We start from the raw sequence: 12,461 nt of genomic DNA, 5'->3' as shown, positions 1-12,461 counted from the left end.
TATGATTACTTACTACATATTTTCCCATATAAATATGCTACGCCTATTACGCATACTACCAATAGTTTATTTTAGCATACTCTATTAAATCACATTTCATATATCCAGACTCAGTCATTCATTTATAATAAGTTTATGCAATATCAGTATCTCTCATCTCTATTTCTGTTCCCTCTGGAGCCTTTATTTTAAACAAATTTTCTCCAAGTACCTTATATACTACTTTACCATTCTTCAGTTTAAAATCGTTATATCCTAAAGATTTAATTCTTTCATATTCTTCTTCTACATTATCAACTATAAATGCCATATGTACTGGTCCAGCATTTAAAGAAGACCATTTATTGAATTCTTCACCTTCCTTTGGCGTTTGAAGTTCTATCATAAAACTGCCAAGTTTCATCCATGTATTAAAAGCTCTTCCATGAAAATTGGAAGTTTCATTAACTATATGAAAACCTAATATTCTCGTATAGAAGTCCAATGACTCTTGATATTTTTCTGTTTGAATACATATATGGTGAATCATTTTTATACTCATATATTTTCCTCCTAAAACACTTTATTGGATAACCATTATATTCTTATCAAAATGTCTTTTCAATATATCTTTCTGCATTTGCATTGTATTTTACATAAGATCATATAAAGATGTATCACAAAATAATAGTAAAACTTCTAAAACTTTTGAAAAATTTAGGGTTAACTATCTCTAAAATTTTGTAACTTTCTACGAAAAAAACAAGCTTTTTTCATTACACTTTGTGAGGTGAGCTGCCTTCGTGAATGACTCCAATAAATAAAAAAGCATCCTCCTAACTAGGAAAATGCTTTTCTACTATCTAATAAATTATAAAATTTTCAACTAGTATAAACCTAGATATGTGGATGGCACCTAAAATTAAGTGCCACCAAATATATTATAAATTTACTTTTTCTATATAGTGGCAATTAGTGTCTATATGGTTTAAAAACAACAATAATCTTTCATAAAGTGGATGAACCTTATCACCATACTTCGTTTCTAAACTTTCCCCAATAGCTTTCACATTTTTCTTGCCATCTATCTGTAAAAATATCCAACTTCCATATTCATCTAGAGAAAGCTTTCTATACTCTGGAATTCGGAATTTAAGTTTTCTAAAGAAATTTTGCACTTTATGATCTTGTCTTATCATTATAGTTACAATTCCTTCTTCATCAACCTCATATTTTATATTGTCAGATATTTTATATATTATGTTTAATACATCTTCATTATTATTTAGCATTATCTACCTTGCTCTTCATTATAGGTATTATAGTAGCTATTACTAAAGCAGCTAGTACTATAAATGCCATTCCATTTGTACCAGCAAATCCTGTTGGTTCAGTACCTTTTACAAGACCTGATACTTGGAATATTATACCTACAAGTCCTAATATAGAACCTCCAGCAACAAGTCCTGAAGATAAGCTTATACCATTAGAAACCTTAGCTTCCTTATCTTTTTCAGACTTAGAAGTCTTTTCTACAAATAATCTAACTAATGCACCAATTAATATTATTGTAGTTGTAGATATTGGTAAATAGAATCCTATAGCTATTGCCATTATAGGAAGGTTTAACAAGAATAAGAACAATCCCATAACAACACCAACAAATATCATAACCCAAGGTAATTGTCCTGACATTATACCAGCTGTTAATGTTGACATTAAGTTAGCTTGTGGTAATGCAAATGGAACGTTGTCTCCAGTCATTGAAAGTTGGCCTGAAAGTAGTAATATTGTACCAACAACTACTGCAACACCAAGAACTCCAGCTATAGCAAAGTACTTGTCCATTTCTTTTTTGTCTCCACCTATTATATAAGTAACCTTTTGTGATTGTGAGTAACCACCAGCTACTGATATAGCAGTAACTATAAATGTACCAAATAAAAGTAAAGCTTTATTGCTAGCAACATCTTTCCATCCCATTGCAACGAATAAAGATGTTACAACAACTATAGAAGCTATAGTCATACCTGATACAGGAAGATTTGAAGTTCCTATAGTACCAGTTAAACGACCAGAAACTATTACAAATAGTAATGATAAGAATAAAGATAAAACAGCTCCAAGTAATGCCATTGCTACATTACCACCAGATGCTATGAATCCAGCTACAAAACCTAATACTATGCCACCAAGTAATAGTATGTTTGCAATAGATGACCCATTACCACCCTTTGAACCTTTAGCATTAAGAGTTTCTTTTATAGAAGAAACTATAGTAGGAATAAGCTTAATAGCACCTATTATACCACCAGAAAGCATCATACCAGCTCCGATGTATTTTACATAGCTACCAGCAATATTCTTAACTTGCATAGCGTTTATAGCAACATGAGGATTATTCCACACATTTACGCCATCTTTTCCAAGTCCAGCAAAATAACCTATTAATGGCATGATACCAAAGTTAGATAATAATGCTCCTGCAAACATTGTTACAGAAACTTCCATACCAACTATGAATCCAATACCTAATAATAGAGGGTTTACTTCAATTTCAAATCTCCACTTGTAAAAAGTTTCATTTACATAACTTACAACATTATTAACTAAGTTTAAGAATGAGCTAGTTATAACAGTTATAACTCCACCTATTCCAAAACCAATCCCCATAAACTTCATTGAATCCCCAGCACCTTCTGAAGCAACAAGTGTTTCAGATATAGCCATTGATTCTGGATACATTAATTTACCGTGTTCTTCAACGATTAAGTAGTTGTAAACAAGTGAAGCTATTCCAAGACCGAATAAAACTCCAGCTGCTCCCACTGCAAAACCTTCAATGAAACTAACTTTAGCTCCTATTAAAAGAATTGCAGGTAACACGAAAATTACACCACTAGCAACTGATTCTCCACCACTTGCCATACCTTGTACTAAGTTTTTACCTAGTATACCTTTTTTCTTAGCGAATGCAGCTATAAAACCAGATCCTATTATAGATCCAGGTATACCTGCAGCAACTGTAAGACCTGATTTCATGCCTGAATAGGCAGTTGATGCTGCGAATAAAACTGCTAATATAATACCGATTGTTAATACTACAACGTTTCCACCAGACTTAGATCCAGTAGAAATATAAGGAACATAGTCTTTACCAGCTACGCCACCATATGCATCTTTTGATAACTTTTTATCCATAAGATGTGCCTCCTTTAATTTTGCCCCCAGATGATTATAACACGGTTTCAAAATAGTTGTATCTTTATGAATTTTTAAGGAGGAATTAATTCACTAATTAATTTAAGATAATTGCAAAAACAATACACTTACTTTTTCAATTATCAAATTTTTAACACAAAATATTATGTAAATTTCAAATCAGCATGTACATAATAGACTATTCTAATAAAATTTTGTAGCAATTATTTAGAATAAATCCTACAAAAAAAACAAGCAATTGATACTAAAATAGTATTAATTGCTTAAAAATTGAAATATTCCATTCATCATCCATGCATTTTGCAGGATATGGTTAAATCGTTGGCAGCCTTCATTCCACTTTGCAAAGCTCCTTGCATCCATCTGTGAACTGCAGATATATGTTCTCCGGCGAAAAATACTCTGTTGTTATACTCAGGAAGAGTCATTGCATATGAAAACAGTCTCTTTTGTTCAGGTTGAAAAAAGGTTAGCGCCCCTCTAAATGATGGTTCTTTATCCCAAGAAACTGTCTTATGTTCCTCAATTATATTATCAAGATACCCCACAGACAGTCCATGTACCATTTCAATTTCTCTTTTCAGCTCGCTAAAAAGTTTTTCTTCGGGAAGATTGCTAAACCGAATAGCATCCAGACCGAAATTATATGAACTTAAGAGTACTCCTGGCTCGTTTGATGGAAGATTATTAAGTTGGTTTCCATTATTATTAGAACTATTAATGTATTTAGCATGATCTGAAGGATACCAAATTGATGCAATTGGCATATCAGTAAAGGATCCCCCTCCAACAATACCTTGCTTTTCCCAGAATCTCTCCTTACATAAAAGCAGAGTTCTCTGTGATGGAGTATAATGAACTTCTCGAATTGCTCTCATTTTCAGATTGCTAAACAATGGATTAATGTTAACATTTCTTAGGGATGAGAATGGAATGGCACATACTACATAATCAAATTTTTCTTTCAAATTGTCTTTAAGCTTTGTGTCTTCATACTCTATGACTACATTTTGACTTAAATTATCGAAGCCTATCTCTTTAACCCAGCAGCCGGCTTTATATTCTACCTTGCCAAGCGCTGCTTTATCTATATCAGGATACTCTTTTGTTGGATTTTGGTCATTAAAAGATTTTATAAATGCCTTCGGAAAATTTACCATCCCACCAGGAATCTCATACAAGTAAGCGAGATCTGCTGGATAACTTTCTTCAATAAAATCTATATAACTATTATATAGATTTCCATAAAGTAAAGAAGAAAAGTTTGAAACTAATGATATTGCTTCTTGACTTAATCCGGTGGACTCCATCATCTTCATACCAGAGTTATCACTCCACATAAGAGTTCTTTCATTATAATAAGGCTTCACTTCTATGGTTTCAGCTCTTACTTCAGGTGACGCATAAAGCAAATGACTATCTAAAGCAATTTCCTGCAATCTCTGCCAGTTTGTATTCCGTTCATTCGGCTTCAGGTCAAATTTAGGATAAATATTTTTCATAACACTAGCGCCGTTCCGATCATTTCTAGCTCGTGCATTTCTATAATATATAAAGCTATTTTCGCTATATTGTATAAAAGGTCTAGTTGGTAGCTTGAATAAATTTAGATAATGCCATACTGTTTCATGAGTAACAGGTATTCTCATTGGCCCAAATTCATGATACAAATTCTCCTGTTCATTAAAGTAGTATGTATATACTCTTCCACCAACTCTGTTTTCTAAAGCTTCGTAAATTGTAATATCAAAGCCTATTTTCCTTAACTCAAAAGCTGTGGCAAGTCCAGCTAGTCCACCACCTAATATAGCAACTTTTACATTCTTAAATTCGCCTGGTTTAGCATAGTTTGTTATCTGTGCAGGTGGAGACATAATTCTCTTAACAAAACTAAAATCCACAGCCCTTCCTCTTTCTCCCAACGCATATTGGGACAAAAAATTTCTATCATTATCATTAGGGTTGTCCGGCTGTGGTGGATAAAATAAAGATTGACTGTTTAGATTCATTTAATTATCTACTCCTATAAAAAATTGATAATTTGACTTTCATTAATGATTTTTTGCCCATCTATCTTTTCTAGTGTATATAAAGGAAACTTCTAATCAATTTATTGTTTTTTCCATCGTATAACTTAAAAGATATTAATTATCTTCAAAAATCTTCTAATGATACAGATGAGCTTCTTAATAGTTTTCAGATTAAATGATACATCTCTGGATGTAGCTATTTGCAAACCAGTTCAGTATCACTTCTATGAAGAGTAAAACATCTTCTTAATTCCATAATATGTAATACAATTACAACTGATGCCAATTAAATTTATACAAATATTTTGTAAATAAAAAATGATTATCCTTATTGAATAATCATTCTTATGGATGCAACTTGATATTGATTTTTGAAAAAGCATTATCAGATTAATGGCTGAAAACTATTAACATCTCGACAAATATAGGTTGAAATGTTTTATCTTTAATACTTCTGTGGCCTTACGGTATATTTTTCAATCAAAATAAAAATTGCTATAAATATTTCATAGAGAATTAAGGTATAAACCAAATTCCACCCACTTTCTATAATCAATATACCCATTTTTACAAATATGCTTTGAGCCACAATCGAAATTATAAATGGTAGTACACTCCAATACCATTTTTTAAGTATACAAGTGAACAACACCAAAAGGAAAGCTTCGATCATATGATAGAAAAATATAATTATAATGCTTGATAAATATATGTCACCAAAAAATTTATTTACAAACCCTAATTTATAATATTGTTTGCTCATAAGCAGTAGAATTGGAGCTGGAATATGTACTATTATCATAGCCACAAAATAGAATACAAATGCTCTATTTAATCCATAGCATTTTTTATTTATTTTAGGAAACCACATGTTATCAAATAATAAAATACCTACCACTGCAATTGCAGTCATATAGTATCTCCACCAATGCTGCTCATATAATCTTAGATTCACGAAGACATACTCTATAGCTGTAAAAAGAGCTGCAACAAAGGAAATCCAGCCGAACTTAAATGAAAAAGCCACCATAACTACTGCAGCTGAAGGATAAAGTGTAGTGTTAAGAATTAAATGACCTAAAAGGTTTTGAGCCCATACATCTTGCAACACACCAGTTTTATATGCGTAAGAATTAAATAGACCAAGTACTAGAAATTCACCACACCACGCAATACTAGCTGCAAATAAATAAAACACAAAAAATGTTGATATCTTATAAATATGTTTTTTCTTATATATAGCATATATGGCACTAAGTATGCCAATGATAGCTAGACCAATAAACCATAATATATTCTGCATAATATACCTCTAAAAGTTTATTTCATAAAATTTTTATTCCAAATGTGCTTAATAAATCTTATTATTTACTTCTATAAAGTCAAATATCCAGTGCTTAACCCAATTTGATAGATATTACTATGATTCTATATATTTTTTTCAATTATTTAGTCACTTGCAGACTTGTCCATTGAACAATATACTATTATTAGATAAAATAATATTTACCATATATTTTCCATTCAAATACTAACCTATGCTTATTTAATTTAAAAACATCTCAGTAAAATAGACTTCATCAAAAGAAAGGGATACTTATGAATAAAAAAGATATATTAGAATTAAAAAGACGTTTAAAAAAGGACGATTGTACCTTTACCAAAATGTGTGGTTGCTATGTCAATGGTGAAAAAAATGTAGTATTAAAATTTAGGGAAACTTTTTTGAATCTAAGAGAGGAAGAGTTCTTTAAATATCTAGAAATTGCGAAAAAAACCTTATCTGGAACTGTAGGTAATAATATTCTTGAACTTAACTTTCCAGTTGAAGAAGGAAATAATATAAGCAATAGACAGCTTTCCCTAATGGAACTAAAAAGAAGCGCCTTAAAAAACGACGTGCTGCTTGATGATTTCTATGACTTAGTTATTGACAGTTATGACTATACAGGTAACTTTCTAATACTTATATTCCATGATGCTTACGATGTTATTATTAAAACTACTGACAACGGAAAATTAGATGAATCTGAAGAAGTATATGAATATATATTATGTGCAATATGCCCAGTTGAGCTTACAGAACCTGGGCTTGGATACTTTGAAGATGACAATAGAATCGGAGCTCGTATTAGAGACTGGGTAGTTGGTACTCCAGATCTTGGATTTGTGTTTCCAGCATTCACAGACCGTAGCGCAGATATTCACTCTATTATGTACTACACAAAAAATGCAAAGAATCCACATCCAGAATTTATGGAACAGGCTTTAGGCTGTGGTTCAAAGCAAACTGCTACTGAACAGAAAGAAACCTTCAATACTATCATTCAGAGAGCACTTGGCAGCGATGATAAAAAATCAGAGCGTATCTTCATGGAAATTCAAGATACTCTTAATACTATGGTAGAGGATAACAATGCCATTAACGGTAAGGATGCTGAGCCTATAACTTTAACTATAGATAATATCCAAGATGTTCTTATTGAAAACGGAATTCCTGAAGAAATTACTAAAAAAATCGAAAAATCCTACACAGAAGAATTCGGTGATACCCCTCCTGTAGTAGAACATTTAATAGATAAGAAAGTACTTGCTGCAAATGAACAAAGAAAAAAGGAAGAACGACTTGAAAAGAAAGTCCGTATCCTAGAAGAAAGACTTGAGCAAACGAAGCAAGTGGCTGAATTAGTATCAGAAAAAGAAATAGCTTTAGACACAGACACTGAAACCCTTTCAGAAACAGATTCAAGCTCTAATCTAGAAGCAGATTCAGACACTAATTTAGACGTAGATTCTGAGGTTATTTTAGAAGAAATTTCTGACTCTGAAGTAGAATCAGCTAAAAATCCAGTGGAGAACTATGATATTGTACTTCAGGTAAAGCCTGAAAAAGTAACTCAAATAAAGTCACAAATAATTGATGGAAAGAAATGTATAGTTATTCCTATTGAAGAAGATGAACAAGCTAATGTAAATGGTGTTAGTACTGTACTTTAATTTTGATCTACTCTAATCCAAACCATTCAAATCAAATTCAAAACCCATGGCAAAAATGCCATGGGTTAAATAAGTTTTACCTATCCCAATCCTCTACTTCATAAAGCAAGCTAGTATTAGCCATAAGCTTTCTATTATAAGAGGTAGATTGAATAAATACCTTATACTTATCCATTAATACAGGTTTCAATGTTTCAAGTACCCCTTTTACGTTTTCCTGAGGACTAAGTCTCAGCATATCCCTAACCTGTGCACCATTAAATATCTTTCCTGTTTCTTTTTCATACAACAATATTTCTTTATTAATGCCCACCTTTTCTGTTTTCGTTAGTTCATAAAAGCCTCTACCTACCTTAAAAGATATTCCTTGCTCTAAAATAAATTCTTTTATACTTTGATTGTTGTCCACATTTAATACTTGAAAACGTCCGTCTGGTACAGGGTTTAACCCATCTTCACTTACATAATCGTCTATTTCCTTATGACTTAGTTTTTGTATAGAGCTTTTAATATTGTAATTCATTCTACCTTTTGATTTTAGCTCTTCAGCAAAAGACATAAGACTGTCTTCCCCATCTTGTTTGTAACATATAGCCATTATTAAATCCGGTATGTTTGCAAACTGATCTAAGGTTAAATAAAAACCACCGGTTTTATTTGCTATTTCCTCATAAAAAGGTTTAGAATGTTTTCTCACTCCTGGCATAGCATGAATTCCATAAACATTTATTCCACTCTCTAAGAGAAGTCCTAATTCATTTCTCCAATCGATTTTATTTATATTTGCAGGATAATTAGGACCATGTGGTACATCATCACCGATTATAACCAACACCTTTGAGGTTCCTGATTTCCAGGAAAGGCTCGTCCTTGCTTTATTCAACACTAACTCATAACACTCAGGCGCATCTCCCCCATATGTCGGTTCCACTTTTGTGATAAAGTCAATTAACTCCTTTTCATCACTTGAAAAATCCTTAATTTTTATCACATAAGGTTTTTCAGCATCACAATAATCTCCGTGAGCTATTATAGATATTCTTAAACTAGGAATATCATCAAATAATTTAGTAACTATTTGTTTTATAGTTCTTCTAACCTGTGTTAAACATGGATACATTGAACCTGTAGTATCAAAGCTGATACATACATCTATGCTATTTTCCATAAACTCCATCCCAATTAAATTATTACTTAATAAATATATTATTTAAGTAACATATTTATACTTTGGGATTTGTTAAAATACTTTATTAAAATCAGCAAATAAAATTCGCCCATATTCACAAGAAACATGGACGAATGGATATAGAGATGTACCACTTCTATAGGAAATCTATTTTCAAAACTCCGCTGGTTTAAGAGAGGAGAATTTGAGGATATAAATTTTATTACGAAGTGATACATCAATAAAATATAGTAGTGAAATTTAAATTTCATTAATTCTAATCATTTAAGCCCTTACCACTTAGGATTTGCTGCATATATTTTTCAACCCTTGCTGCTCGAGTTTTTGATTGTTTAGCATCAGAAAAATAAAAAATATATGCTCTTTGTCGTCCTGGAGTCAATGCTTCAAAAGCAGTCTTCAACTCTGGAATTTCATTGAATTTATCTTGCAATTCTTCAGGTATTAGGTAATCTTCATTCTTTTTTAATTCCACTTCCAAACCAGCTTTTTCAACTTCAATAGCCTCATAAATATAAGATTTCAGTATGTTTTCCATCTCAACTATTTCTTGAACATTTGTAAATCTAATCTGGCGCCCCGCCTGCACATTCTCCGTTTGTTGGATTAGAATTCCATTGGTATCCTTTAATAAGGCTCCTTTGATAAATAGAATAGCACAGTATTCTTTAAATCCATGTATCAAAACTATATTCTTTCCATCAAAGGTATAACAAGGTTTACCCCACTTTAATTCTTCATTCAGTTCACAGTCAAGGATGATCATTCTCAATTTTTCAAATTCTCCCTGCCACTTTTGAGCCTTACTTAAAAAATCATCAACCTTAGGATTCATATTAATATTTGTCATGAAGAAACACCTCTCTTAAGTTTTTCTATCAAATGAAATTTAAACTTCCCTATTCTTCAATAAATCTCTAATTTCTTGAAGCAATAAAACCTCTTCTGAAGGTTTAACTTCAACTTTAACTACTTCAACTTTCTTTTCTCTCTTAAGTTTATTTATTAATTTTATAAATAAGAAAATAGAAAATGAAACAATTAAGAAATCAATAATATTTTGAATAAAGTTTCCATAATTAAGAGTTAGTGCTTCTTTACCTCCACCAGCTTCCTTAATTACAAATTTTAAATATGTAAAATTAATTCCACCAGTTAAAGCACCTATTATTGGCATAATAATATCATTTACCAAAGAAGTAACTATTTTACCAAAGGCACCACCTATAACAACACCCACAGCCAAATCCAGTACATTTCCCTTCATTGCAAACTCTTTGAACTCTTTGAACATGTTATCATCTCTCTTTCAATAAATTTTAAATACTTTAAATTAATACTAAGCTGTACCAGAACTTGCATCTTTAGATTAATTTGGTACATCTTTTTCTTTATTATATCATAATATTTAATTGTAATTTAAATATTCGACAATATCGCTGCTTCAAATAAATGCTGATATAAAGTATTTTTGTTTATTTTTTAGTATTTTCAGCATAAAACTTAAGGGCTTTTCCGATAAACTTAGCTGCACCACTTCCATACTTCTTATCCATGACTTTTTCATATATAGGACTTGAAATATATTGCTCTGCCGTATATCCCCAATAATTTTCTCCCATCTCAACTTTCAAAAAATCACTGCTCTTTTTAGTCTCAGCTACTATTTCTTCAACGATTTGTTGAATTTCTTTTGAAGAAGGATCTTTGCTTAAATCGGCTGTAAGGCATTTATATAAAATCACTGATTTTGGAAGCTTATCTTCCAAATAAAACTTTAGAGCTTCCCCGATAAATTTAGCTGCACCATTTCCATACTTTTTATCTACTAGTTCTATCCATTGTGGGTATACTAAATAAAGTTGTACATTCGAATACCACAAATCATCTCCTATTTCTGTACTAAACACTTCATAATCTTTTTTAGCAGTTGTTGTTATTTCTCCAGCTATTTCTTGAATCTCCATAGAAGTAGGATCTTTGCTTAAGTCTGAAACAAGTTTATTAAATAGTTCTTTTAATTTAGGATGGTTATCCTCTAAGCAATCATTTTTAAACTTCTCGATTTGCTCTGAAAGGGCAAACATGTCGCTATCAAAATTTTTCTTAATAATTTCAGCAAACTTTTTGATACTTCCGTGTTCTTTTATAGCCATTTTAGCTATTTTCTCTTCCTTAGTTTTAATCTTTTCAATCCTTTCGTTATATTTTTCTATACTTCCATACATTTTAATTACTTTATCTTCATTTTCTGTTTTAAAATCTTCCAACACCTTATAATATTCACTCATATCAAATTCTTTAAAACTCATTGTACTTTCTCCTTTTAAAGTTTTATTTATAAGCTCTATTAAATCATCCAATCTCTTACGCTTTACCAAAAGTAGCTTTTTTTGATTCTCTAAAGCCTCCATTTTATTAAAGTACGGACTATCCATTATCTCTTTAACGTCCTTTAATGGGATATCAAGCTCTTTAAAAAATAAGATTTGCTGCAAGGTTTTAAGAGCTTCATCATCATAAAGCCTATACCCAGCTTCTGTAACTTCACTTGGTTTTAATAATCCTATTTCGTCGTAATAATGTAGGGACCTTACACTTATTCCTGTCATATCTGAAACTTGTTTTACTGTTTTCATTGCTACACCTCAAGTTTTAATTTTACATCTATCAATAAATAACAACTATTTTACCGGCTATTTTCTGTTATAGATTGAAGCATGTTTTATTAATAAACTAATTCTTTATCATAAGCTCCGCATAGTATTGCTTTGAAGTTGAGCCTATAATTATACAATTCACCAAATTCAATATATTGTTAAATCATACATCATATTGAACCGATTTGTTTATATATTACACTATGACGTTGTGTTAGAGTCAATACTTTAGAAAGGATTTATATCAAAAATCATTCAAGAATTTGGCACTACTTTAGTATATAAATAATATTTACATCAATTCAAATTAGCATTATCGTATGGAATACAATTACAATTAGTGAAATTTATAATTTCATGTAAATACATACTAGAGGTGAAATA

At 31.1% G+C, this 12,461-nt stretch carries 10 protein-coding genes; 1 reads left to right on the top strand and 9 read right to left on the bottom strand.

The window, feature by feature from the left end; translation table 11 throughout:
• Positions 1-133: 133 nt before the first annotated feature.
• The 5 genes from bsdtw1_RS07915 to bsdtw1_RS07895 form a co-directional block, all read right to left on the bottom strand.
• Positions 134-541 carry a VOC family protein gene (locus bsdtw1_RS07915; protein WP_183277045.1) on the bottom strand — a complete coding sequence of 136 codons (408 nt, stop codon included), beginning with the start codon at positions 539-541 and terminating at the stop codon, positions 134-136.
• Positions 542-920: 379 nt separating this feature from the next.
• Positions 921-1,271 carry a PqqD family peptide modification chaperone gene (locus tag bsdtw1_RS07910; RefSeq protein WP_183277044.1) on the bottom strand — a complete coding sequence of 117 codons (351 nt, stop codon included), beginning with the start codon at positions 1,269-1,271 and terminating at the stop codon, positions 921-923.
• Positions 1,261-3,180: an OPT family oligopeptide transporter gene (locus bsdtw1_RS07905; RefSeq protein WP_183277043.1), complete on the bottom strand. Its 1,920-nt coding sequence runs from the start codon at positions 3,178-3,180 to the stop codon at positions 1,261-1,263. The genes bsdtw1_RS07910 and bsdtw1_RS07905 overlap by 11 nt, the downstream gene beginning before the upstream one ends.
• Positions 3,181-3,488: 308 nt before the next feature.
• Positions 3,489-5,210: an NAD(P)/FAD-dependent oxidoreductase gene (locus bsdtw1_RS07900; RefSeq protein ID WP_183277042.1), complete on the bottom strand. Its 1,722-nt coding sequence runs from the start codon at positions 5,208-5,210 to the stop codon at positions 3,489-3,491.
• Between the two features lie 466 nt (positions 5,211-5,676).
• On the bottom strand, positions 5,677-6,534 hold the full coding sequence (locus tag bsdtw1_RS07895; protein WP_183277041.1) for a hypothetical protein: 858 nt from the start codon (positions 6,532-6,534) through the stop codon (positions 5,677-5,679).
• Between the two features lie 296 nt (positions 6,535-6,830).
• Between bsdtw1_RS07895 and bsdtw1_RS07890 the strand changes: the two genes are divergently transcribed.
• Positions 6,831-8,228 (top strand): DUF4317 family protein, encoded by a 1,398-nt coding sequence (locus tag bsdtw1_RS07890; RefSeq protein ID WP_183277040.1) that lies wholly within the window; start codon positions 6,831-6,833, stop codon positions 8,226-8,228.
• Between the two features lie 76 nt (positions 8,229-8,304).
• On the opposite strand, the gene bsdtw1_RS07885 is transcribed toward bsdtw1_RS07890, so the two are convergent.
• From bsdtw1_RS07885 to bsdtw1_RS07870, 4 genes are all read right to left on the bottom strand, one after another.
• Positions 8,305-9,396 (bottom strand): vWA domain-containing protein, encoded by a 1,092-nt coding sequence (locus bsdtw1_RS07885; RefSeq protein ID WP_183277039.1) that lies wholly within the window; start codon positions 9,394-9,396, stop codon positions 8,305-8,307.
• A 277-nt stretch (positions 9,397-9,673) separates the two neighbouring features.
• Positions 9,674-10,267: a YdeI/OmpD-associated family protein gene (locus tag bsdtw1_RS07880; protein WP_183277038.1), complete on the bottom strand. Its 594-nt coding sequence runs from the start codon at positions 10,265-10,267 to the stop codon at positions 9,674-9,676.
• A gap of 39 nt (positions 10,268-10,306) precedes the next feature.
• A complete protein-coding gene (gene mscL, locus bsdtw1_RS07875; protein ID WP_183277037.1) occupies positions 10,307-10,711 on the bottom strand; it encodes a large-conductance mechanosensitive channel protein MscL in 405 nt (134 codons plus the stop codon).
• Positions 10,712-10,892: 181 nt separating this feature from the next.
• A complete protein-coding gene (locus bsdtw1_RS07870) occupies positions 10,893-12,056 on the bottom strand; it encodes a MerR family transcriptional regulator (RefSeq protein WP_183277036.1) in 1,164 nt (387 codons plus the stop codon).
• Between the last annotated feature and the right edge of the window lie 405 nt (positions 12,057-12,461).

This window comes from Clostridium fungisolvens, from assembly GCF_014193895.1.
GTDB classification, from domain to species: Bacteria; Bacillota; Clostridia; order Clostridiales; family Clostridiaceae; genus Clostridium_AR; species Clostridium_AR fungisolvens.
This window is presented reverse-complemented; position numbering and strand designations above follow the sequence as displayed.

What these genes read in the sequence shown, in the direction of transcription:
- bsdtw1_RS07895 (WP_183277041.1), bottom strand. Translation starts at nt 6,534, where the DNA reads ATGCAGAATATATTATGGTTTATTGGTCTAGCTATCATTGGCATACTT.
- bsdtw1_RS07885 (WP_183277039.1), bottom strand. Translation starts at nt 9,396, where the DNA reads ATGGAAAATAGCATAGATGTATGTATCAGCTTTGATACTACAGGTTCA.
- bsdtw1_RS07905 (WP_183277043.1), bottom strand. Translation starts at nt 3,180, where the DNA reads ATGGATAAAAAGTTATCAAAAGATGCATATGGTGGCGTAGCTGGTAAA.
- mscL (WP_183277037.1), bottom strand. Translation starts at nt 10,711, where the DNA reads ATGTTCAAAGAGTTCAAAGAGTTTGCAATGAAGGGAAATGTACTGGAT.
- bsdtw1_RS07870 (WP_183277036.1), bottom strand. Translation starts at nt 12,056, where the DNA reads ATGAAAACAGTAAAACAAGTTTCAGATATGACAGGAATAAGTGTAAGG.
- bsdtw1_RS07915 (WP_183277045.1), bottom strand. Translation starts at nt 541, where the DNA reads ATGAGTATAAAAATGATTCACCATATATGTATTCAAACAGAAAAATAT.
- bsdtw1_RS07910 (WP_183277044.1), bottom strand. Translation starts at nt 1,271, where the DNA reads ATGCTAAATAATAATGAAGATGTATTAAACATAATATATAAAATATCT.
- bsdtw1_RS07880 (WP_183277038.1), bottom strand. Translation starts at nt 10,267, where the DNA reads ATGACAAATATTAATATGAATCCTAAGGTTGATGATTTTTTAAGTAAG.
- bsdtw1_RS07900 (WP_183277042.1), bottom strand. Translation starts at nt 5,210, where the DNA reads ATGAATCTAAACAGTCAATCTTTATTTTATCCACCACAGCCGGACAAC.
- bsdtw1_RS07890 (WP_183277040.1), top strand. Translation starts at nt 6,831, where the DNA reads ATGAATAAAAAAGATATATTAGAATTAAAAAGACGTTTAAAAAAGGAC.